Source organism: Bradyrhizobium sp. WD16, from assembly GCF_024181725.1.
Lineage (GTDB): Bacteria > Pseudomonadota > Alphaproteobacteria > Rhizobiales > Xanthobacteraceae > Bradyrhizobium_A.
Genome location: NZ_CP028908.1, coordinates 607,417 through 628,369, shown reverse-complemented (window position 1 = coordinate 628,369; position 20,953 = coordinate 607,417). Strand labels below are relative to the sequence as shown.

The window sequence follows — 20,953 nt, the reverse complement described above, 5'->3', positions numbered from 1 at the left end:
ACATGCGGGCGCGCGCGGCGGCCGCGCGCAAGTCGCGGTCAAGTCAAGCAAATGGCCGGACTTTCGTCCGGCCATGTCCGACAGATCGCCCGGGAAGTCCGGGATGACGGGGTGAGCACAGGCCTCACAGCGCCTTGTTGCTCTCCTTGACCTTGTCGCGGTCGAGATAGACCTCGCCGCCCATGGCGCGGAACTTCTCGCTCATCTGCGCCATGCCCGCCTTCGCCAAGGCTTCGGCGGGCAGGCCCGCCTGGGTCAAGGCTTCGGCGGGCAGGCCGTCCTCGAGCTTTCCGCTGATGCTCATGCCGACCGAGGCCGGGTCGTTGAGCCTGGCGGCGTAGTCGCGCACGTCCTGGGTGATCTTCATCGAGCAGAATTTCGGCCCGCACATCGAGCAGAAATGCGCCACCTTGTGCGCTTCCTTGGGCAGCGTCTCGTCGTGGAAGCTGCGCGCGGTGTCCGGATCGAGGCCGAGATTGAACTGGTCCTCCCAGCGGAAGTCGAAGCGGGCGCGGGACAGCGCATCGTCGCGCAGCTGCGCCGCCGGATGGCCCTTGCCGAGGTCGGCGGCATGGGCGGCGATCTTGTAGGTGATCACGCCGGTCTTGACGTCGTCGCGGTTGGGCAGGCCGAGATGCTCCTTCGGCGTCACGTAGCACAGCATGGCGCAGCCGAACCAGCCGATCATGGCGGCGCCGATGCCCGAGGTGATGTGGTCGTAGCCCGGCGCGATGTCGGTGGTCAGCGGGCCCAAAGTGTAGAACGGCGCCTCGCCGCACTCCTTGAGTTGCTTGTCCATGTTGATCTTGATCTTGTGCATCGGCACGTGGCCGGGGCCCTCGATCATGACCTGGCAGCCCTTGTTCCAGGCGATCTGGGTGAGTTCGCCGAGCGTTTCCAGTTCGGCGAACTGGGCGCGGTCGTTGGCGTCGGCGATCGAGCCCGGCCGCAGGCCGTCGCCGAGCGAGAAGGAGACGTCGTAGCGGCGCATCAGGTCGCAGATCTCCTCGAAGCGCTCGTAGAGGAAGCTCTCCTTGTGGTGGGCGAGGCACCATTTGGCCATGATCGAGCCGCCGCGCGAGACGATGCCGGTGACGCGGTTCGCGGTCAGCGGCACGTAGGCGAGGCGGACGCCGGCATGGATGGTGAAGTAGTCGACGCCCTGTTCGCACTGCTCGATCAGGGTGTCCTTGTAGACCTCCCAGTCGAGCCTGGTCGGATCGCCGTCGACCTTTTCCAGCGCCTGGTAGATCGGCACGGTGCCGATCGGAATCGGCGCGTTGCGCAGGATCCATTCGCGCGTGGTGTGGATGTTGCGCCCGGTGGAGAGGTCCATCACCGTGTCGGCGCCCCAGCGGATCGCCCACACCATCTTCTCGACCTCCTCCTCCACCGACGAGGTGATGGCGGAGTTGCCGATATTGGCGTTGATCTTGGTGAGGAAGTTGCGGCCGATGATCATCGGCTCGAGTTCGGCGTGGTTGATGTTGGAGGGGATGATGGCGCGGCCGCGGGCGATCTCCGAGCGGACGAATTCGGGGGTGATGAAGGCGGGCACCGCGGCGCCGAAGCTCTCGCCGTCGGCGAGCGCCGCCTCGGCGCGATCGAGCTTGAGCTTGCGGCCGAGATTCTCGCGCTCGGCGACATAGATCATCTCCTTGGTGACGATCCCGGCGCGGGCGAATTCGAGCTGGGTGATCATGTGGCCGTCGAGACCGCGCAGCGGCCTGTGATAGGCGGTGAAGGCGCGGGCCGCATGGGCGGCGCCGACATTGCCGTTGTCCTCCGGCTTGACGACGCGGCCGTCGTACTGCTCGACGCCGCCGCGTTCCTTGACCCAGGCGGCGCGAGGGCGCGGCAGGCCGGCATTGACGTCGATCAGCACGTTCGGATCGGTGTAGGGGCCCGAAGTGTCGTAGACCGTGACATTGGGCTCGCCGGCGCCGTCCGACAGGATGATCTCGCGCAGCGGCACGCGCAGGTCCGGCGCCGCCTCGGGCACCGCATGGATCTTGCGCGACGAGGGCAGCGGGGCGGTGGTCACCGCCGCGACGGTGGCGTCCGGATTGGAGCGGATGTTCATGGCGTCCTCCGTTCTTGTGTTGTCAGGCGGTGGTGGTTGTAGCTTCAAGCCAGGCGCGCACCCGCGCGTCGGGATCTGCGTTCTGGGTGACGTCGCTGACCACGGCGATGGAATCGGCGCCGGCGGCGTAGATCGGTCCGGCCTGTTCCAGCTTGATGCCGCCGATGGCGACGAGGGGAATGGCGCCGACGCGCTGCTTCCAGACGGTGATCTTGTCGACGCCCTGGGGCGCGAAGCGCATCGATTTCAGGGTCGTCGGGTAGATCGGGCCGAGCGCGACGTAATCGGGATCGCAGCGCAGCGCGGTGGCGAGCTCGTCGTCGTCATGGGTCGAGAGGCCGAGGGTGAGGCCGGCGGCGCGGATCGCCTTGACGTCGGCCTCGGCGAGATCCTCCTGGCCGAGATGGACGTGGTGCGCGCCGGCCTCGATGGCGGCGCGCCAGTAGTCGTTGACGACGAGCCTCGTCGCCGTGCCGGCGGTGATCGCCAGCGCCTCGCGCACCAGCGCGAGCGCGTTCTCGTGGGCGAGATTCTTGGCGCGCAGCTGCACGGTGCCGACGCCGAGCGCGGTGAGGCGCTTGACCCAGGCGAGGCTGTCGACGACGGGATAGAAGCGATCAGGATACGGCATGCCAGAACGGGGTCCCGACGACAGGGGTTGAGGGAGAGGCGAAATCGCGCGGGCCCATCAGCCCGGCCTCGAAGCCGCGGCGGCCGGCGTCGACGGCGAGGCGGAACGCCTCCGCCATCGCCACCGGGTCGGCGGCTTTCGCCACCGCGGTGTTGAGCAGCACCGCATCGAAGCCGAGTTCGAGCGCCGCGGCGGCGTGGGACGGCGCGCCGAGGCCGGCGTCCACCACCAGCGCGATGTCCGGCAGGCGGCGGCGCAGCAGGGTGAGCGCGTCGCGGTTGACGATGCCGCGGGCGCTGCCGATCGGCGAGGCCCAGGGCATGATCACCCGGCAGCCGGCGTCGACCAGGCGCTGGGCGACGCCGAGATCCTCGGTGCAATAGGGAAACACCTCGAAGCCGTCCTTGATCAGGATCGAGGCGGCCTCGACCAGGCCGACCACGTCGGGCTGCAGCGTCTCGTCGTCGGCGATGACCTCGAGCTTGATGCGCGAGGTGGCGAACAGCTCGCGGGCGAGCTTGGCGGTCGTCACCGCCTCGCGCACGCTCTTGCAGCCGGCGGTGTTGGGCAGCACGGTGATGCCGAGCTCGCGGATCAGCGACCAGAAGGCGTCGCCGGTCTTGCCGCCGGCGCTCTCGCGCCGCACCGAGACCGTGACGATGTCGCTGCCTGCGGCGCGGATCGCCTGCTGCATGATCGCGGGCGAGGGATAGAGCGCGGTGCCGATCAGCAGCCGTGAGTTGAATTCGCCGTCGTAGAATTTCACCATGCCGGTTGTTTCCGATATTCGGCCGCCTGTGGCCGGTGTGTTGACGATCGGGCCGCGGCCTCAGCCGCCCTGGCGCGGGGTGAGGATTTCGATGGCATCGCCATCCTTGAGCACCGTCTCGGCCCAGCGGCCGCGCGGCACGACATCGTAATTGACGGCGACGGCGAGATGGCTGCCCTGGTAATCGAGTTCGCCGAGCAGGGCGTCGACCCGCGTCGCGGTAATCTCGCGGCGTTCGCCATTGACGATCACTTGCATGGCATCACCCGCATCGCATCACCTGGTTGTCGATCTCGCCGCGGGCGAGGTAGGCGAGGGTGCGTTCCGCCAGCGCCGGCGCGATCAGGAAGCCGTGGCGGTAGAGCCCGTTGACGGAGATGCGGCGGCCCTCGATCTCGATGCGCGGCAGGTTGTCGGGAAAGGCCGGACGCAGGCCGGCGCCGAAATCGAGGATGCGGGCCTCGCCGAAGGCGGGATGGACGGCATAGGCGGCGCTGAGCAGTTCCAGCGCCGAGCGCACGCTGACCCGATCGTCCTCGCTCTCCAGCGAGGTCGCGCCGATCATGATGCGGTTGTCCTCGCGCGGGATGAGATAGAGCGGCCAGCGCGGATGCAGCAGCCGGATCGGCCGCGACAGCTGGATCTCGGCGGTTTCCACCAGGATCATCTCGCCCTTGACCCCGCGCAGCTCGGGACGGGCGTCGCGCGCGGCGAGGCCACGGCAGTCGATGACGATGCGGTCGTCGTCGAGGCCGAGCGCGTCGAGGTCGGGATCGCTGAGATAGTGGATCTCGACGCCCATGGCGGTGAGCTGCGCATGGAGCTTGGGCAGCACCCGGCGCGGCTCGACATGGCCCTCGTCGGGATAGAACAGCGCGTCGCGGTAGCGGCCCTCGAGGATCGGCTCGAGTTCGGCGATGGCGGCGGCATCGAGCCGGCGATGATGGTCGGTGAGGCGGGCAAAGCGCTCGAAATCGGCGCGGTCGCGCGGATGGGCGATCACCAGCGAGCCGTTGAACGGCGTCTCCGGCAGCACCTCGCGCCACAGCGCCAGCGCGCGCTCGCCGAGGCGCACGATGACCGGCTCGGCGGCTTCCATTTCGCAATAGGGCGCCAGCATGCCGCCGGCCCAATAGCCGGTGGAGCCGGCGAGGTTGACGTCGTCGCGCTCATAGAGGCGGACGCGGCAGCCGGCGCGGGCGAGCAGCAGCGCCTGCCAGGTGCCGGCGACGCCGCCGCCGACCACATCGACCGCGAGGTCGAGGGCGGGCGAGGCGGAATCGGTTGAATGGAAATCGCGTGAATCGCGTGCGAGTGTCTGTAGCATCCCTGTCCCTTCGCCGGCATGACCCGGATCAGGTTCAAAGGGTCACCGCGGCCGCGTCCAGAACAATGGACTGCGTGGCGGTATCTCAGCTCCTTCCCGGAGCACCCCTCGGAACGGGCGGATAATAGTCATCTTCGCTCTGGCATGCAACAGCACCTGCTGCCGGCGCAAGCCTGTTCCGCCTGGTATTTGAGCAGAAACGCGCCGGCATGTTCGGCGCGAGGGGCGCGAAGGCGGCCGAATAGAGCGGGCTTGAAGCTTGCTACTTCGCCGCGGCGGTTTCGATCGGGTGAAGCTGCAGCGGCTGGTGGCGCTGGCGCTTGGCGGCGTAGTAGTAGCCGCCGGCATAATACGACACCGCACGGTTGTGATTGCCGTCGGCGGTGCGATAGGCCCCGGCGAGATAGCGGATGCCGTAGGTCAGATTGGTCGCCGGATCGCGCAGCCCCTCGGCGGTGCCGCTGTAGCCGAGGCCCCTGGCGGTGGCGAGCTTGATCTGCATCAGGCCGATGGTGCCGCCACGGCCGACGAGACCGGCGTTGTATTTGCTTTCGCGCCGGATGACGCGATGAACCAGCTCCTCGGGCACGCCATTGGCCGCCGCTTCGCCGGCGATGATCTCGTCATAGGCGCGGCTCTGGGCCGCGGCGGGCGTGGCGAACGCCACGCCGGCGAGCAGCGCGGCGGCCAAGCCCAAAGGGCGTGCGAGGGCGTGGCGGTCGAAGCGAGGCTGGGTCATGGCGGAACCCCCGGTTGGCTCAGTCGTGGGAAGGGCTGGTGTCCCGGTTCTAACGTTCGTAGGCCCTTGCAGCGAGCGCTTATACGAACGTTAGAACCAAAGGGACACCAGGATAGCTATAATTCCAGCGCGGTTTTGGATCTGGCGCTCGTACGAAGGACTCGTTGCCATGCTGGTACGAGCGTCAGATCCACCGCGCTGGTGCCAGCGCATCGTGGCGATGATGCGGCAAAATTGGGGCGGTGGCCCTGAGGAGCCAGGGTGACATTCCCTCCCCGCCCGATGCCCGCGGTTCAGCCGGCGATGATTTTCAGCGGCCTGCGCCGGCTGAGGCGATAGACCGAGGCGGGCGGAACATTGGCGAGCGCGTTGCCGACGAAGGTCGCCTTCAGGCCGAGACGATCGAGAATGGGCCGCGGCACCGGGCAGCGCGGGCCATAGGTGAACTGATAAAGCGCGCCGCCCTCGCGCAGATAGCCGAAGGCGCCGCCGAGAATGCCCATGACTTTCCGTGGCGACATGTTCAGGAGCGGCAGGCCGCTGACGACCGCGCCGAGGGACCGTGCGTTGAACAGCCGATACTGACCGATCTGCGCTGCGTCCATCCACAGCACCCGGGCCGCGGGAAAGCGGAATTGCAGGAGCCGCATGAAGTCCGACCCGTACTCGATCAGCGTGAGGTCGTGCTCGCGGACGCCGCGCCCGAGCAGTGCTTCGGTGAAGACGCCGGTGCCTGGCCCGAGCTCCATCACCTGACCGGTGTCGTGGCCGATCTCGCTGGTGATCAGTCTGGCCAGCGCCGCGCCCGAGGGGGCGATGGCGCCGACCTGCCGGGGTTGGGAGACCCATGCGTAGAAGAAGGAGAGAACGTCGCGCGAGGTCATGATCAGGATCGCTTCCGTTGAAGGACGAATCGACTTCATGCTGGTGTCCCTTCGGTTCCGATGTTCGTATGAGTGCTCGCTGCAAAGGGATGCGAACGTTAGAATCGGGACACTGGCGATCTTGCTGATGAAAATTGCGTGGACATTGCGCATGCCGCGGCGCGCGACGAGAAGACGCGATGTCGAAGTCAGACGACGGGAAACGTCATCTCGAAGCGGGTGCCCTTGACGGGATTGTCGCGGACGACGATGCGGCCATGATGCCGAAAAACGATTTCGCGGACGATATTGAGGCCGAGCCCGAGCCCGGCAGGCGCCGAACGCAGGCGGTGGAAAGGCTCGAAGATCCGTTCGCGGTCGGCCAGCGCAATTCCGGGCCCCTCGTCGGAGACGGCGACGAGTCCCCTCTGCTCGATGCTGACGGTGATCGATCCGCGGCGGCCGCCATGCGCGATCGCGTTCTGCACGAGATTGATCAGCGCCCGCTCCAGCGCGACCGGGTCGCCCTCGACGCCGACCTCGTCGACCTCGCAGGCGAAGGCGATGTCGTAGCCGGCGGCGATGGCGAGCGGGGCGAGATCGGAGACGACGCGGCGGCCGACCTCGACGAGGTTGACCCGCGACATCGATTCAGGATGAAGATCGAGACGCTGCAGATCGAGAAGCTGCTCGGCGAGGGTGGCAAGCCGCGCCACATCCTCGACCAGCCGGGCCTTTTCCGGGCCGTCGGCGAGCGCGTGAAGCCGGACCTGCAGGATCGCGATGGGCGTGCGGATCTCGTGCGCCGCGTCGATCAGGAAGCGCTTGCTGCGTTCGTAGCCGTGGTCGAGCCGCCGCAGCGCGCCGTTGACCGCGCTGACGAGCGGGGCGATCTCCGCCGGAATCCGCGTCAACGACAGCCGCGCGCCGCGCCGCTCGGCATCGACGCGCGCGGCCTGTGCGGCCGCTTCGCTGAGGCCGGCCAGCGCACGACGGACGACGATCGGGGTTGCGACCGCGGTGGCGAGCGTCATCAGCAGCAGATTGGGCAGGCCGACTGCGCCGAGCAGCAGCAGCGCGGCCGTGATCGCCTTGGCGGCCGACATCGGTCCCTGCGTCGCGGTGAGGACCTGGACGGGCCCGGCCGCGGAAGAGACGCGCTTGAACCGGGCGGCGGGCCGGGCCGGATCGTCGCCGATGCTCCAGCCGAGGCGTCCCTGACTGACGTCTTGCAGGGCATCGCCGATGTGGGCGAACGGACCGGGGACGGTCCCTTCGGTCAGGATCTGACGGTGATCGTCGCGGACTACGAACCAGAGGTCGGTCTGCTCGCTGCGCAGCTTCGCCAGGGCCGGGGTGGCGCGCAGCACCAAGCCGCCGTCCGGCCCGCGCGCGAGCGCCTGCCCGACCACCTCGATGGCGTGGTCCTCGTCGCGGCTGGCGATCAGGTAGCCGCTTGCCCACAGGGTGCCGATCACCAGCGCGACCAGCAGCGCGAGCAGCGCCGCCTGCAGGACGATCAGCCGCCGAGTGAGCTCTCGCTTCAGCGATGGGGTCGCCGGTCCGCTCATGTCTGCTTCATCAGGTAGCCGATGCCGCGGATGGCATGGATTTCGAGGCCTGATCCGGAATCGATCAGTTTGCGGCGAAGCCGCGAGACGTGGGTGTCGAGCGCATTGGACTGGATTTCGTCGTCGAAGCCGTAGACGGCCTCTTCCAGCATGGAGCGCTGGACGGTGCGGCCGATCCGGCGCAGCAGCGTCTCCAGCACCGCCAATTCCCGCCGGGGCAGCACGATGGTCTCGCCGTCGATCGTGGCGAGGCGGCTGGTGAAATCGAAGGCGAGGCGGCCCACACGCATGATCTCCGGTGCGATCTCGGAGGGACGGCGCAGCACCGCCCGCAGCCGTGCCAGCAGTTCCTCCACGGCGAAAGGCTTGGCCAGATAGTCGTCGGCGCCGCTGTCCAGCCCCGCGATGCGGTCGGCGAGCTCGCCGCGCGCCGTCAGGACGATGACCGGGATGCTCGCGCCCCGACGTCTTAGACTGCGGATCAGGTCCAGTCCGTCTCCGTCGGGCAACTGCCGATCGAGCAGGATCGCGCCATGGACGCCCGCGCTGGCGGCCTCCTCGGCATCCGCAAGCGTTGCCACATGGTCGAGGGTGATGTCGTAGCGCCTCAGCGCCGTACGCATCGCCGCGGCCATTTCGGCCTCGTCTTCAACCAGCAGAATGCGCAATCGGGTCGCCACCGTTCGGAAGTCGGGGAGATCGTCTCATCGTTACATTACAACAACATTGCGCGACGCGGCCGCGGCATGCGGTCGCCGCCGCCCACGGCCGGCTATTCCGCCGCCTTCACGAACGGCGCGACCCGCGGTAGCACGATGTGGATGCGGGTGCCGGCGCCCGGCGCGGAATCGAGGCTGATGCGGCCGCCGAGATTGTTGGTGACGATGTTGTAGACGATGTGCAGGCCGAGACCGGTGCCGCCCTGGTTGCGACGCGTGGTGAAGAACGGATCGAAGGCGTGGCGCCGCACCTCCGCCGGCATGCCGCGGCCGTCGTCGGCGAACATGATCTCGACATGGCTCGGCCCGGCGGCCCGCGCCTTGATCTCGATGTGGCCGGCCTCGCCCTCGGCGAAGGCATGGACCAGCGCGTTGAGGAACAGGTTGGTGAGGATCTGGCCGTAGGAGCCCGGATAGCTGTCGAGCACGAGGCCGTCCTCGCAGGAGACGTCGAGGGTGACGTTCTGGCGGCGCAGGCCCGGGCGCAGGCTGGTCAGGATCTGTTCGGTGAGCTCGCGCAGGTCGAATTCGCGCCGTTCGACGTAGTTGCGGTCGGCGGCGACCTGCTTGAAGGACTGGATCAGTTCGGCGGCGCGGGTCAGGTTGTCGGTGAGCTGGGCGCCGGCGTCGGCGGTCATGTGGACGAAATTGAGCAGCGCGGATTTGCGCAGGCCGCCGCGCTCGACCTCCTCGGCGAACAGCCGGCTCTGGCGCTGCAGCGAGGAGGCGACCGTCAGGCTGATGCCGACGGGGTTGTTGACCTCGTGGGCGACGCCGGCGACGAGGCGCCCGAGCGCCGCGAGCTTCTCGGCCTCGACCAGCGAGTTCTGGGCCTGGCGCAGTTCGCGCAGCGCCGTCTCGGCTGCATCGCGGGCCTGGCGCATCTCCTGCTCGACCCGCTTGCGCTCGCCGATGTCGAGCGCCACCGTGACGATGTATCTGACGTTGCCGGCGTCGTCGAAGATCGGCACCTTGTTGGCCATCCACTGACGCATGGTGCCGGTGGAATCGAGGTACTCCTCCTCGTAGAATCCGGTTTGGGTCCTGGTCTCCAGCACCCTTCGATCGTTGAAGTCCGGCTTTTCGGCGCCGTAGCGCGACATGATGTCGGTGGTGGTGCGGCCGAGCGCCTGGGCCGGTTCGATATTGAAGATCCGGGCCATGTAGCGGTTCATCAGGACGTAGCGGCGCGAGGTGTCCTTGACGTTGATCACCGCCGGAACGGTATCGATCACCTCCTGCAGGTGGCGCCGGCTTTCGGCCAGGGCCGCCTCCGCCGATTTCTGCGCGGTGATGTCGCGAACCGTTCCTTCGTAGCGGACGATGGCGCCGGAGAGGTCGCGGACCGCCACCGCGCTGTCGGACAGCCACAGGATGTCGCCGTCGCGGCGGTGGACCTGATATTCGAATTCGCGGACGATGCCGTCGCGCTCCATGCGGCGCTTGTATTCGTCGCGCTTGCCCGGATCGACATAGACGACGGCGGCGATGTCGCCGGCGGCTTCGATGATGTCCCGGGGGCTCGCATAGCCCATCATGCGCGCCAGCGCCGGATTGGCGTTGAGCAGCTGGCCGGACGGGGTGGTGACGTAGATGCCGTCGACGGAATTCTCGAACAGCCAGCGATAGGTCGCCTCGGTATGCGGCAGCGCCGGCTGACGCCGCCAGCGCCGTGACACCAGGCGTCCGGCGCCGCGCAGGCGGCGCGTCAGCGATCCGCGCCATTGGAAAACGGACGACGTCATCGGGACGGCCGGACACCTTCTCGCGACCGGCTCAGGGCGGCCGCTTCCGGCTCGATCCTAAGATCAAGTTCCGAAAAAGTGGAGAGCGGTTTTCCGGATTGTGATGGTCGGCCGGGGCCGGCCGCCAACGGCAGCATTCGGCCCGATCGGTGCCGCTCCGCGCTTTACTGGCTCTGCATGACCAGCGGACAGCCGCCCTTGTCCAGCGGCCGGAAGCCCTGCTCGGCGGGCACGGTGGCGACGAGCTTGTAGAGGTCACGGTCGCCCTTGGAGCCCTCGGGCTTCCTGACCTCGAACAGGTCATGTCGTGCGCCATCCGGCCGTCCCAGTGTCCCGTCTCCGAATTACCGCTACGTTTGCCTCGCGTTCGCACGGTCATTCGGAGACATAGGGACACTAGCAAAATCAAAGTGCTAGTGTGGCTTATGTCTCGCAATTGCCTACGAGAGGGTTGCCGCGAAGGCGGTAGGCAATTGCGAGACGCCACACGAGTGCGGTTTTGGATCTGGCCGTTGCGGGCGAAGAAGTCGTCGTGGACCGGCGTCGCCCGCAGCTGGCCGACAAGGCCGGAGCGGTGGACGAGCAGCGCCGAGATGGAGAAGAGAATCAGGCCGCAGCTTGCCGCGGGGCGGAGAGTGGCAGGACGATGCGGGCGATCAGCCCGTGCGGCATGCGATCGAGCAGCGACAGCGAGCCGCCGTGGGAGGTGACGATGGTGTGGGCGATCGACAGGCCGAGACCGAAGCCGGCGTCGTCGTTCATGTTGCGGGAATCGTCGCCGCGGACGAACGGTTCCAGCATCGCGGCCTTGCGCGCGTGGTCGATGCCGGGACCGTTGTCGATCACCTCGATGATGACGTGTCCGTCGTCGAGGCGCAGTACGATCTCGACCGTCGTGCCGAAACGGACCGCGTTGCCGACGAGATTGCTCACCGCGCTGTGCAGTTCCTCGAGGCGCGCCATGATCGCTACGCCCGTGGGGCCGGAGAACGTGACCTCATGGCCGAGATCGCCGTACTGGTCGCAGATCAGGTGGAGTTCGGCGGCGACGTCGACCAGGGTCGTGGGCTTGCCGGTGTCGCCGTTGCGCAGGAATGACAGCACCGAATCCAGCATGCTGCGCATCTGGTCGAGATCGTGCAGCATGTGCCGGCGCTGGGTGTCGTTCTCGATGAACTCGGTGCGCAGGCGCATCCGGGTGATCGGGGTCCGCAGGTCGTGGCTGATCGCCGCCAGCATGTGCATGCGGTCCTGCATCAGGGCGGTGATGCGCCGGCGCATGCGGTTGAGCGCGGTCGCGGCGGCGCGGATCTCTTCAGGGCCGTTCTCGGGCAGGGCCGCGGCGTCGCCGTTGCCGTCGAGACCGAAATTCTCGGCCGCGTGCGCGAAGGCCGACAGCGGCGACGACAGCGCCCGCGCCGCCCAGACCCCGAGCAAGGTGATGCTGATGACGACGAAGAGGAGGGTGAAGCCCAAGATGCCGAAGAGCGGTGGCGTGCGAGGCGGCCCGATATTCGCGATGATCGCGAAATCGTCGGGCAGGCGAACGGCGATATGGCCGGGATTGGGGCTGCCCAGTGGCACGAACATCTGCAGGCCGGCGGCGACGGGCGGCGTCAGCCAGCGTGATGGCGGTTGCTGCGGGTCCGGCTGCAGCCCCTCGGGCGCGATGGCGATTTCGAGCGCCGGAAAGGCGTGGTTGATCTCCGCGATCAGGCGCGGCCGGTCGGGGGCAGGCGCGGCCGCGATCATGTGCGCCAGGGTTTCGATTTCCTCGCGCCGCCGTTCGGGGCGGCTGTGCTCGCCGGCGCTATGCGCCATCCAGAATGCGGTCAGGATGCCGTGAATGATGACGAGGGACACCACCACGAGAGCGGCGATCTGGCCGCTGATGTGGCGGAACGAGAAGGTCGCGGCGAGCCGCCGAAGCCTGGTCTTGAGTGTCGCCGCCACGGAGGTCACGCCGGTTCGATCTCCGGCGTGAACAGGTAGCCGCCCGAGCGCACCGTTTTGATGATCGCCGGTGCTTCCGGGCCGACGTCGAGCTTGCGGCGCAGGCGGCTGACCAGAACGTCGATGCTGCGCTCGAACGAGCCCGCGGCGCGGCCCTGGGTCAGGTCGAGGAGATTGTCGCGCGACAGGATCCGGCCGGGCCGTTCGCAGAAGGCTTGCAGCAGGTCGAATTCCGCGCTGGTCAGCGCGACGCGGGCGCCTTGCGGGTTGCGCAGCTCGCGCAGCCGGAAGTCGATCACCCATTGCAGGAAGGCCAGCCGCGTCGACCCCGAACTGACCGCGGCCGAGAGGGCGGCGGCCTGGCGCCGCAACACCGCATTGATCCGCGCCAGCAGTTCGCGTGGATTGAACGGCTTCGGGATGTAGTCGTCGGCCCCCATTTCGAGGCCGACGATGCGGTCGAGGTCCTCGCCGCGCGCGGTCAGCATGATGATCGGCGTCTGCGAGGTCGCGCGGATGCGTCGGCAGAGGCTGAGGCCGTCTTCGCCGGGCAACATCACGTCGAGCACGATCAGGTCGACGCGGCGCTCGCCGAGACGGCGGTCCATCTCGTGGCCGTCGGCGGCGACCGATACGCTGCAGGCATTCGCCTGCAGATAGCGGGCAATCAGGCTGCGGGTTTCGCGATCGTCCTCGACGACCAGGATCTGTGGGGGAGCTGTAATCATGGCCCGTTTTTGCAGCAAATTGTGGCCGGAGCGGTGCGATTTTTGTTTCGATGTGTTTCCGTCGGCGGCCCGGCAATAATGCGCAAAATACCACCCCGTTTTGCGCAAGTTTGCATTAAGCTTCGCGGCCTTAGCCTCGCCTCGAGAATTGTCACCTGCATCCTCGGAGCCCGGCCAATGACCTCGATCTCGTCGTTATCCACCGCCAGCCATTCGCCGCTCGATCTGCTCAAGAGCGAACTGTCCAAGGAAGTCTCCTCCGGCCAGATCAGTTCGAGCGATCAGACGGCGCTGTCCTCCGCGCTCGACACGATCGATTCGGCGCTCAAGAACGGCGGTGCGACATCGATCTCGTCGCAGACGCCCGATCAGCTTCAGTCGAAGATCGACAGCCTGATCCAGAGCGAGGTCTCGAGCGGTAAATTGACCAGCAGCCAGGCCAGCGAACTCAAGAACGTCTTCTCCAATGCCCTTGGCGGCGGGCCTGGCGGCGCTGGCGGGCCGCCGCCGTCGCAGTCCTCCGACAACGATTCGGAAGGTTCCTCGACCTCGTCGACGTCATCGTCGTCGAGTTCGTCGAATAGCTCTACTGTCGACGAGCTGATCAAGAAATTCGTCGAGGCGCTCAAGGCGGTGGATCGTTCGTCGTCCTCGTCGTCCTATGGCTCGAACGGCAGCACCACGTCGTCGAAGTCGCAGACCTCGCTGCTGGTCGACTATCGCAGCTGAAGGCGACGACGCAGGGCGAGCCGCACGCGCTGTGCCAATCAGGCGCCGATCACAACAGCGGCGTCTTGGCCGAGACGCTGGCCGCCACCACACACCGTCGTCCTCAGCGAAAGCGGAGGACCTGGGCCTCCGTGTCGGCGAGAGAGGGCACAGCGATGCTCGCTGTCCATATCTCCCGCGTCCCGGCGTACTGGCTCAAGCCGGGCGATGACGACGGAGGGGAGGCGAACGCGGCGCGCCGTCGGCGCGGCGCCTCATCCACGGCGCTACAGCGCCGGCAGCGACGAGACCGTGACGCGCGTGGTGCCGGCGATGTCGGTGACGATGCGCAGCGTGTCGCTGTCGAAGGCGACGCCCACCAGGCGGACCTCGCTGACGCTGGCGTCGACCTTGACGCCGTCGGCGGCATTGCGGAAATCCGCCAGCGCGGCCTCGATCTTCTGCCGGGCATTGGCCGCCAGCGGCTTGAGATCGAGCGTGGCGCGCTCCGCCAGCATGTGGCGCAGATAGGGCTCAGCGGCGCGGGCGGCGGCACCGAGCAGGCCGAAGGCAGCCTGGGATTCGACCGCGAGCTCGATATCGGTCAGGCGCAGGACCTGCTGTGCCTGATCGAGCACCGGCCGGCCCCAGACATGCACGGTGGCCTGCGCCCCGAAATTGAAGAAGCTCTTGGTCTCGTTGGCGTCGACCGCGAGGGAGATCAGCAGGCGATCGCCCGATGGCGCGACAGAGGCGCTGCGCACGGTGATGGCGACCGGGCCGCTGCCGTCCTCGGGCAAGGTGCGTCCCTTCAATTGGGCATTGACGATCTTGTTGACCTCGGTGAAGGGCAGATCGATCGGCACGCCGATGGAGATGCTGCCCTTGTTGATCGGCGGCACGATGTCGAGCTGGGCCGGGAAGGGGCAGTTCGGCGTCGTCGTGGCGGTCAGGATTCTCGTCTCGGCTTCGACCCCGAGGGTCAGAACGAGGTTGGCGGCGTCGACCCGCGGCTGGGCCGCGATCGCCTTGGTCGGGCGCATTTCCAGGAACAGGTCGGGCACCCCGGGGGCGGCGCTCGGCAACGGGATGGTGCGGCACATCCTGGCCCATTCGCGCCGTGCATTCTGCTCGATGAACGGATCGCTGCGGATGCGCTGCTGCATCGCCGCCACCTGCTCGCTCACCGCCGTGTCGAGCATCGGCTTGACCTGCGCCGGCACGCCGATGCGCACGCCGCCCGCGCTCACGCCGGTATCGCCGACATTGACCTGGGCGGTGATGTTGGGTTCGAGGCGCCAGCGCTCGGTGAGCAGCGGCCGTGCATTGAGCACGACGTTGCCGCGGATGTCGGCATTGGCGTTGAACGCCTTGATCGAGATGTTGCCGAGCTGCTTGCCGATGTCGCCGCCGATCATGCTGCTGATGGCGTTGCCGGCACTCGCCGACAGCGCGCCGGTGACGTTGAGGCGGCCGGTCAGCGGCGTCGTCAGCGTGAGCTGGTTGTTGGCGCCCGCCGCCGTGATGGCGCCGCGCTCGACCGTCCAGTTGATGTCGGCGTTCTGCAGGATCTGTCCGACCGGATTGTCGGCCTTGCCGGCGAAATTGTGCGGGGCCGCGCGATCGACCGAGGTCTGGATCGCCGCCAGGGTGATCGCGACCGGCGTGACGATCTTCGAGGGCCGCGCCGGCGGCGGCAGCGCTGGCAGCCTGGTCAGCGTCGGCGCAACTCCGCCCGGCGGCGGCGACACCCAGTTCATGATCTTGAGGCTGAGGACGAACGAGGCAGCGAGCGTTGCCGCTCCGATCAGCAATGGTTTGATGCGCATGGATTCCCCGATGGTCGCTGATTCGATTCTAGATTGTCGCGGGGTGGGAGAAAACCCTCTTGCGCTGCGCTCTCCTTGACGAGACATCACGGCTGCAGCTACGCCGGGAATATCACCGGTGCGCTCCAGCACGGCCGCCGCGGAAAGGACCGAATGGACAGTCCGGCGAGCACGATCGTGACGATATCGCCGCCGCGCGCCGTTCCGGTCACCGTGGCGCTCGGCGTCACCCAGACCCTGGCCTGGGCGTCGAGCTATTACATCGCGGCCATCGTCGCCGATCCGATCGCCCGGGAACTCGGCATTTCGACCAACTGGTTCTTCGCCGCCGTCTCGCTGGCACTGGTGATCTCGGGCCTGATCGGGCCACTTGTCGGCCGCCGCATCGATCTTGTCGGCGGCCGCCGGGTGCTCGGCGTCTCCAACCTCACGCTCGCCGCCGGGCTGGTCCTGCTCGGCTCAGCCACCTCGGTGACGGTTCTCGTCATGGCCTGGCTCGTGCTCGGGATCGGCATGGGCCTCGGGCTCTACGATGCCGCCTTCGGCGCGCTCGGCCGCATCTTCGGCGACAAGGCACGGCGTCCGATCACCGGCATCACCCTGTTCGCCGGCTTTGCCAGCACCGTCGGCTGGCCGCTCACGTCGTTGGGGCTCGACCTCGTCGGCTGGCGCTACACCTGTTTCGGCTGGGCTGCGGCCCAACTCCTCATCGGCCTGCCGCTCAACCTGTATTTCCTGCCGACGGTGACGCGGGCTCCGGCCGCAGCCGGCGTGAGCGCGATGAAGCCGCAGATCCCCATCGACCGGACCATGCTGCTGCTCGCCTTCGCCTTCGCCGCCGCCTGGACCGTGGCCGGCGCCATGGGTGCGCATCTGCCGCGCATTCTCGAAGCCGCCGGCGCGACCCGCACCGAGGCGCTGGCGGCGGGCGCGCTGTTCGGGCCGGCCCAGGTCGGCGCGCGGCTGCTCGAGGCCGGCTTTCTCAGCCGCTATCATCCGATCGTGTCGGCGCGGATCGCCAGCATCGCCCATCCGATCGGGGCGGCGCTGTTCGGACTGTTCGGCGGGGCCGCGGCCGGCGTCTTCGCGATCTGTCACGGTGCCGGCAACGGCATCGTCACCATCGCCCGCGGCACGCTGCCGCTCGCGATCTACGGCCCGGTGAACTACGGCTATCGTCTCGGCGTGCTCGGCGCACCGTCGCGCGTCGCCCAGGCGGCGGCGCCGCTCGCCTTCGGCCTGATGATCGAGAGGTGGGGCGCCGGGGTGCTCTACGTCACTTCGGCGCTCAGCCTGCTCGCCTTGCTGGCGCTGCTGCTGGTCAAGGAGCGCGGGCGCAGCGGTTGAGGACCTGCCGCCGACCGGATCGCCGTTCCGCTCAGATCAGTCCGGCGGCGCCGAGCGCGATGCCGGCGAGGCAGCAGCTGCCCAATACGGGCAGCGTGCCAAGTCCAAAGCGGAAGATCGCGACGGCGGCGAACACCGCAAGCGCGAGCGCCGCCACGTCGACGCTGGCGAGGTTGGGGATCTCGACGTTGAATCCGTAGGCGTGAACGGGGTGCACCTCGCGAAACACCGTGTGGATCGCAAACCAGATCGACAGGTTGAGGATGACGCCGACCACCGCGGCGGTGATCGCCGCCAGCGCGCCGGCCAGCGCCGTGTTGCCGCGCAACTTCTCCACATAGGGCGCGCCGACGAAGATCCAGAGAAAGCACGGCGCGAAGGTGACCCAGGTGGTGAGCAGGCCGCCGAGCACGCCGGCGAGCATCGGCGGCAGCGAACCGGCGTCGCGATAGGCGGCGAGGAAGCCGACGAATTGCAGCACCATGATCAGCGGGCCCGGCGTGGTCTCGGCCATGCCGAGGCCGTCGAGCATCTCGCGCGGCGCCAGCCAGTGATAATGCTCCACCGCCTGCTGGGCGACGTAGGCCAGCACCGCATAGGCGCCGCCGAAGGTCACCGTCGCCATCTTGGAGAAGAACAGCGCGATCTGGCTGAAGACGCTGCCGGTCCCGAGGACGAGGAGCAGCGTCGCGACCGGCACCAGCCAGAGCGCCAGCCACACGGCGGCGACCCGCAGCGTTCGCCGCGGATCGGGCCGGGCATGATCGGGGATGGCGTCTCCCATCATGCTGTCGATCACGGCGGTGTCGGCGCCGTTGCTGTTGCCGGCCGGCGCGAATTCGGGGCGGCCGAGCCGGGCGCCGACATAGCCGATCAGGCCGGCGGCGACGATGATCCAGGGAAAGTTGACGTCGAAGAAGAAGATCGCGACGAAGGCGAGGGCGGCGAGTGCGACCATCACGCCGTTGCGCAACGCGCGGCGCCCGATGCGCACGACGGCCTCGACGACGATGGCGAGCACCGCCGCCTTGAGCCCGAAGAACAGCGCGGCGACGAGGCCGACATTGCCATAGAGGGCGTAGATCACGCTGAGCGCCATGATCGCGACGATTCCCGGCAGCACGAACAGCGTGCCGGCGACGAGGCCGCCCCTGGTGCGATGGAGGAGCCAGCCGATATAGGTCGCGAGTTGCTGGGCCTCCGGCCCCGGCAGCAGCATGCAGTAGTTCAGCGCATGCAGGAAACGGTTCTCGGAAATCCAGTGCTTCTCCTCGACCAGGATGCGGTGCATCACCGCGATCTGGCCGGCCGGCCCGCCGAAGCTGAGCAGCGCGACGCGCAGCCAGACCCGCAGCGCCTCGGAAAAGGCGATGTCATGACTCGGCGCGGCGGCGTTGCCCGGCGCGGTGACAGGAGCGGCTTGGATGGGGGTCGACGACACGGCTGCGCCCTCGTGACAACAGGAACGGGACGCGATGCTTGGGCTGTCGCCTGACGGGGAGATCGCTGACCCCGGCGGATATTACAGCGGGCGCGGGAAAAAGTGTCAATCGATGGCGTACTTGATCCCTGCCTGCGTGGGCGCAGCCGGCCAAGGACACGGGGGATGATGATGAGAGGATCGCGTCGCTCGCGTCGGAAAACGCCGGCGACAGATCATCCGGCCTCAGAACATGCCGAGGATGATGGCGCCGACAAAGGCGAACGCCGCATAGACGATGAGGATTTCGAGTTTCCCGGCGAAGCTCATGGAGACAGCTCCCTGATCCGTTCGTCGTGGGTCGGCAGCGCCTGTCGGCGGCGTCAATGTAACAGCGGGCGGCGGGCGGAAAAGACAGCGGTGCTGAGCTAATCGCGTCCCGGTGTCTCATTTCCTGGCGCGTTTTCCTCACGCCAATTCTTCACGCGAACAACATTCTTCACGCGAACAACCGGTGAAAACGCTCCAACCATATCTAACGCCGGGGCAGGGGGAAGGTTGCATCCCTTCAAACATGGTAAAAATTACATGAATTCAAAGTGTTGAAGAGTCTTTAAAGAAATTCGACGAACAGTGCGCGGATGACGCGCGGAGTTCGTTTGTTTCTCGTCGGCTCCATCGCCCTCGTCACCCTGGCCGGCTGCGGCCGCGGCTTCTTCACCGCGGAACGCGAGCCCTGGCGGCGCGAGGCTGAGATGGCGTGCCTGAAATCCGGGGCGGTGCACGAAAGCGCCGCCCTGTACCGCATCGAGCCGATCAATGGGCCGGGCGTGTGCGGTGCCGAGTTCCCCCTGAAGGTTGCCGCCCTCGACAGCGGCTCGAGCTACGGCTTTGCCGACGAATTGCGGCCGCCGGGCGGGATCCCGACGTCGCAGCAGCCGCGCTGGCCGCTGCGGCCCGGCGGCGATTCCGCTCCGCCGGCCGGTCCGACCTATTCTTCGTCGCCGCCGCTCCAGTCGCCTTCGTCGGCCCCCGCCGGCGCGCCGATGTCGATCAACGCCCCCGGGGTGCGGCCGACCGCCGGCGATGAAATCGAGTTGCCGCCCGCCGCCGGGCCGGACGGCGGAACCGCCGCGGTGGGGCGGGCGCCGATGTCCCGAGGGATCGACCAAGGGATCGAGCGCAACGAGGCGCCGCTGCCGCGGCTCGGCCCGTCACAGGGCTCGCCGGTCACCTCGATCGGTCCGGTGACGGTGAAGCCCGCCGCGACCCTCGCCTGTCCGATCGTCTCGGCCCTCGACAAATGGATGGCGGAGACCGTGCAGCCGGCGGCGATGCGCTGGTTCGGCGCGCCGGTGGTCGAGATCCGGCAGATCTCCGCCTATTCGTGCCGTGGCATGAACGGCAATCCGAACGCGCATATTTCCGAACACGCCTTCGGCAACGCCATCGACGTCGCCGGCTTCACTTTGTCTGACGGCCGGCGGATCACGGTCAAGGACGGCTGGCGCGGCATGCCCGAGGAACAGGGCTTTCTGCGCGACGTCCAGGGCGGCGCCTGCCAGCTGTTCAACACCGTGCTCGCGCCCGGATCGAACGTCTATCACTATGACCATATTCATGTGGACCTGATGCGGCGCGCCAGCGGCCGCGTCATCTGTCAGCCCGGCGCCGTCTCCGGCGAGCAGATCGCGGCGCGGGCCGGCGCGCGCAATGCCTGGCGCGGCCAGGACAGCGGCATCACCGGCTCGATCTCGCGCAGCGTCAGGAGCGCCTTCGCTCACAAGCCGCTGACGCGCGATGACGAGGCCACCATCGAGGACGAATCGCGGATTACGGATTCCGGCCGCTGACAGGCGGCGGCACGGCATAGGCCGCCAGGAACATGCGCACGGCGCTGGCGACCACCCGGTCGATATGCTCAGCCGAGGGCGCCGGGATGGCCTGGAAGACGAAGGGCAGGAAGAGCGTCGCCTGGCAGCTCAGCATGAATTGCGTTGCCGCGAGTTCGCCGTCCTCGATCGCGAGCCGCCCCGTCCCGGTCTGCTCGGTCAGATAGAGGCCGAGCTTCCTGATCCAGCCGGAGGCGATGCAGCCGTAATAGCGCCGTCCGATCTCCGGCATGCGCTCGGCGATCGCCATCACGGTGCGCACCGCCGATCCGCCCTGGGGCCGGCACAGCATCTTCATATAGGCGGTGCCGAAGCGATGCAGGCAGGCGCCGATATCCTCGTCGAGGTCGAAGTCGGGCGACTGGTTCTGCCACGAGCCGATTTCGTCGATCAGGGCTTCGAACAACGCGTTCTTGTCGGCGAAGTAGACGTAGAGCGTGCCTTTGGAGACCCCCGCCGCCTTGGCGATCTCGCCCATGCTGGCGCCATCGAAGCCGAAATCCATGAAAACCCGGCGGGCGCCGGCCAGGATCTGGCGGCGCTTGGCGGAATCTTCAGCAGCGGCGGGCACGACCGGCGCGGCGGCGCTTTTCATCAATCAATCGTCCTTAGATAAGGTTGCCCAGCAG

The 20,953-nt window shown here is 67.8% G+C and carries 17 protein-coding genes, 2 pseudogenes and 1 riboswitch; of the genes and pseudogenes, 3 read left to right on the top strand and 16 right to left on the bottom strand.

The annotated features are described in order from the left end of the window. Positions 1 to 124 precede the first annotated feature (124 nt). From thiC to DB459_RS02835, 13 genes and pseudogenes are all read right to left on the bottom strand, one after another. Positions 125 to 2,083, bottom strand: coding sequence for a phosphomethylpyrimidine synthase ThiC (gene thiC, locus DB459_RS02895; RefSeq protein WP_253711451.1), 1,959 nt, complete (start codon positions 2,081 to 2,083; stop codon positions 125 to 127). A 22-nt stretch (positions 2,084 to 2,105) separates the two neighbouring features. Beyond that, positions 2,106 to 2,714 (bottom strand): thiamine phosphate synthase, encoded by a 609-nt coding sequence (locus DB459_RS02890; RefSeq protein ID WP_253711450.1) that lies wholly within the window; start codon positions 2,712 to 2,714, stop codon positions 2,106 to 2,108. Next, positions 2,701 to 3,483 carry a thiazole synthase gene (locus DB459_RS02885; RefSeq protein ID WP_253711449.1) on the bottom strand — a complete coding sequence of 261 codons (783 nt, stop codon included), beginning with the start codon at positions 3,481 to 3,483 and terminating at the stop codon, positions 2,701 to 2,703. The genes DB459_RS02890 and DB459_RS02885 overlap by 14 nt, the downstream gene beginning before the upstream one ends. Positions 3,484 to 3,543: 60 nt before the next feature. Further along, positions 3,544 to 3,741, bottom strand: a complete 198-nt coding sequence (gene thiS / locus DB459_RS02880) for a sulfur carrier protein ThiS (protein ID WP_253711448.1) — start codon at positions 3,739 to 3,741, stop codon at positions 3,544 to 3,546. 4 nt (positions 3,742 to 3,745) lie between these two features. Next, the gene (locus DB459_RS02875; RefSeq protein ID WP_253711447.1) at positions 3,746 to 4,810 is read right to left on the bottom strand and encodes an FAD-dependent oxidoreductase; all 1,065 of its coding nucleotides are present in this window, start codon (positions 4,808 to 4,810) and stop codon (positions 3,746 to 3,748) included. Further along, positions 4,798 to 4,929: riboswitch (TPP riboswitch) on the bottom strand. Its footprint overlaps the gene before it by 13 nt. Before the next feature lie 143 nt (positions 4,930 to 5,072). Further along, positions 5,073 to 5,549 (bottom strand): lytic transglycosylase domain-containing protein, encoded by a 477-nt coding sequence (locus tag DB459_RS02870; protein ID WP_253711446.1) that lies wholly within the window; start codon positions 5,547 to 5,549, stop codon positions 5,073 to 5,075. Between the two features lie 293 nt (positions 5,550 to 5,842). Beyond that, complete coding sequence (locus tag DB459_RS02865; RefSeq protein WP_371926853.1) at positions 5,843 to 6,472, bottom strand: class I SAM-dependent methyltransferase; 630 nt, start codon at positions 6,470 to 6,472, stop codon at positions 5,843 to 5,845. Positions 6,473 to 6,621: 149 nt separating this feature from the next. After that, positions 6,622 to 7,983 (bottom strand): HAMP domain-containing sensor histidine kinase, encoded by a 1,362-nt coding sequence (locus DB459_RS02860; RefSeq protein WP_253711445.1) that lies wholly within the window; start codon positions 7,981 to 7,983, stop codon positions 6,622 to 6,624. Beyond that, positions 7,980 to 8,651 (bottom strand): response regulator transcription factor, encoded by a 672-nt coding sequence (locus DB459_RS02855; protein ID WP_253713401.1) that lies wholly within the window; start codon positions 8,649 to 8,651, stop codon positions 7,980 to 7,982. The genes DB459_RS02860 and DB459_RS02855 overlap by 4 nt, the downstream gene beginning before the upstream one ends. Positions 8,652 to 8,755: 104 nt before the next feature. Beyond that, positions 8,756 to 10,339: pseudogene (locus DB459_RS02850) on the bottom strand (PAS domain S-box protein); the annotation flags it as partial. Between the two features lie 272 nt (positions 10,340 to 10,611). After that, a pseudogene (locus tag DB459_RS02845) lies at positions 10,612 to 10,772 on the bottom strand (ABC transporter permease); the annotation flags it as partial. A gap of 281 nt (positions 10,773 to 11,053) precedes the next feature. Further along, a complete protein-coding gene (locus DB459_RS02840; protein ID WP_371926852.1) occupies positions 11,054 to 12,409 on the bottom strand; it encodes an ATP-binding protein in 1,356 nt (451 codons plus the stop codon). Then, positions 12,406 to 13,128 carry a response regulator gene (locus DB459_RS02835; RefSeq protein WP_253711444.1) on the bottom strand — a complete coding sequence of 241 codons (723 nt, stop codon included), beginning with the start codon at positions 13,126 to 13,128 and terminating at the stop codon, positions 12,406 to 12,408. The genes DB459_RS02840 and DB459_RS02835 overlap by 4 nt, the downstream gene beginning before the upstream one ends. Positions 13,129 to 13,305: 177 nt before the next feature. On the opposite strand from DB459_RS02835, the gene DB459_RS02830 reads away from it, so the two are divergent. After that, positions 13,306 to 13,857, top strand: a complete 552-nt coding sequence (locus DB459_RS02830) for a hypothetical protein (RefSeq protein ID WP_253711443.1) — start codon at positions 13,306 to 13,308, stop codon at positions 13,855 to 13,857. Positions 13,858 to 14,123: 266 nt separating this feature from the next. Here DB459_RS02830 and DB459_RS02825 read toward each other — a convergent pair whose 3' ends face one another. Further along, on the bottom strand, positions 14,124 to 15,665 hold the full coding sequence (locus DB459_RS02825; protein ID WP_253711442.1) for a DUF4403 family protein: 1,542 nt from the start codon (positions 15,663 to 15,665) through the stop codon (positions 14,124 to 14,126). A gap of 153 nt (positions 15,666 to 15,818) precedes the next feature. Between DB459_RS02825 and DB459_RS02820 the strand changes: the two genes are divergently transcribed. Beyond that, the gene (locus tag DB459_RS02820) at positions 15,819 to 17,012 is read left to right on the top strand and encodes an MFS transporter (RefSeq protein ID WP_253711441.1); all 1,194 of its coding nucleotides are present in this window, start codon (positions 15,819 to 15,821) and stop codon (positions 17,010 to 17,012) included. 31 nt (positions 17,013 to 17,043) lie between these two features. Here DB459_RS02820 and chrA read toward each other — a convergent pair whose 3' ends face one another. After that, positions 17,044 to 18,438, bottom strand: coding sequence for a chromate efflux transporter (gene chrA / locus DB459_RS02815; RefSeq protein WP_371926951.1), 1,395 nt, complete (start codon positions 18,436 to 18,438; stop codon positions 17,044 to 17,046). A gap of 635 nt (positions 18,439 to 19,073) precedes the next feature. Between chrA and DB459_RS02810 the strand changes: the two genes are divergently transcribed. Beyond that, complete coding sequence (locus tag DB459_RS02810) at positions 19,074 to 20,285, top strand: extensin family protein (RefSeq protein ID WP_253711440.1); 1,212 nt, start codon at positions 19,074 to 19,076, stop codon at positions 20,283 to 20,285. Here the strand turns inward: DB459_RS02810 and DB459_RS02805 are convergent. Next, positions 20,266 to 20,919: a TetR/AcrR family transcriptional regulator gene (locus DB459_RS02805; protein ID WP_253711439.1), complete on the bottom strand. Its 654-nt coding sequence runs from the start codon at positions 20,917 to 20,919 to the stop codon at positions 20,266 to 20,268. The genes DB459_RS02810 and DB459_RS02805 overlap by 20 nt on opposite strands. Positions 20,920 to 20,953 lie beyond the last annotated feature (34 nt).

Coding starts and splice junctions, on each gene's coding strand:
- thiC (WP_253711451.1), bottom strand. CDS start 2,083: ATGAACATCCGCTCCAATCCGGACGCCACCGTCGCGGCGGTGACCACC.
- DB459_RS02890 (WP_253711450.1), bottom strand. CDS start 2,714: ATGCCGTATCCTGATCGCTTCTATCCCGTCGTCGACAGCCTCGCCTGG.
- DB459_RS02885 (WP_253711449.1), bottom strand. CDS start 3,483: ATGGTGAAATTCTACGACGGCGAATTCAACTCACGGCTGCTGATCGGC.
- thiS (WP_253711448.1), bottom strand. CDS start 3,741: ATGCAAGTGATCGTCAATGGCGAACGCCGCGAGATTACCGCGACGCGG.
- DB459_RS02875 (WP_253711447.1), bottom strand. CDS start 4,810: ATGCTACAGACACTCGCACGCGATTCACGCGATTTCCATTCAACCGAT.
- DB459_RS02870 (WP_253711446.1), bottom strand. CDS start 5,549: ATGACCCAGCCTCGCTTCGACCGCCACGCCCTCGCACGCCCTTTGGGC.
- DB459_RS02865 (WP_371926853.1), bottom strand. CDS start 6,472: ATGAAGTCGATTCGTCCTTCAACGGAAGCGATCCTGATCATGACCTCG.
- DB459_RS02860 (WP_253711445.1), bottom strand. CDS start 7,983: ATGAGCGGACCGGCGACCCCATCGCTGAAGCGAGAGCTCACTCGGCGG.
- DB459_RS02835 (WP_253711444.1), bottom strand. CDS start 13,128: ATGATTACAGCTCCCCCACAGATCCTGGTCGTCGAGGACGATCGCGAA.
- DB459_RS02830 (WP_253711443.1), top strand. CDS start 13,306: ATGACCTCGATCTCGTCGTTATCCACCGCCAGCCATTCGCCGCTCGAT.
- DB459_RS02825 (WP_253711442.1), bottom strand. CDS start 15,665: ATGCGCATCAAACCATTGCTGATCGGAGCGGCAACGCTCGCTGCCTCG.
- DB459_RS02820 (WP_253711441.1), top strand. CDS start 15,819: ATGGACAGTCCGGCGAGCACGATCGTGACGATATCGCCGCCGCGCGCC.
- DB459_RS02810 (WP_253711440.1), top strand. CDS start 19,074: ATGACGCGCGGAGTTCGTTTGTTTCTCGTCGGCTCCATCGCCCTCGTC.
- DB459_RS02805 (WP_253711439.1), bottom strand. CDS start 20,919: ATGAAAAGCGCCGCCGCGCCGGTCGTGCCCGCCGCTGCTGAAGATTCC.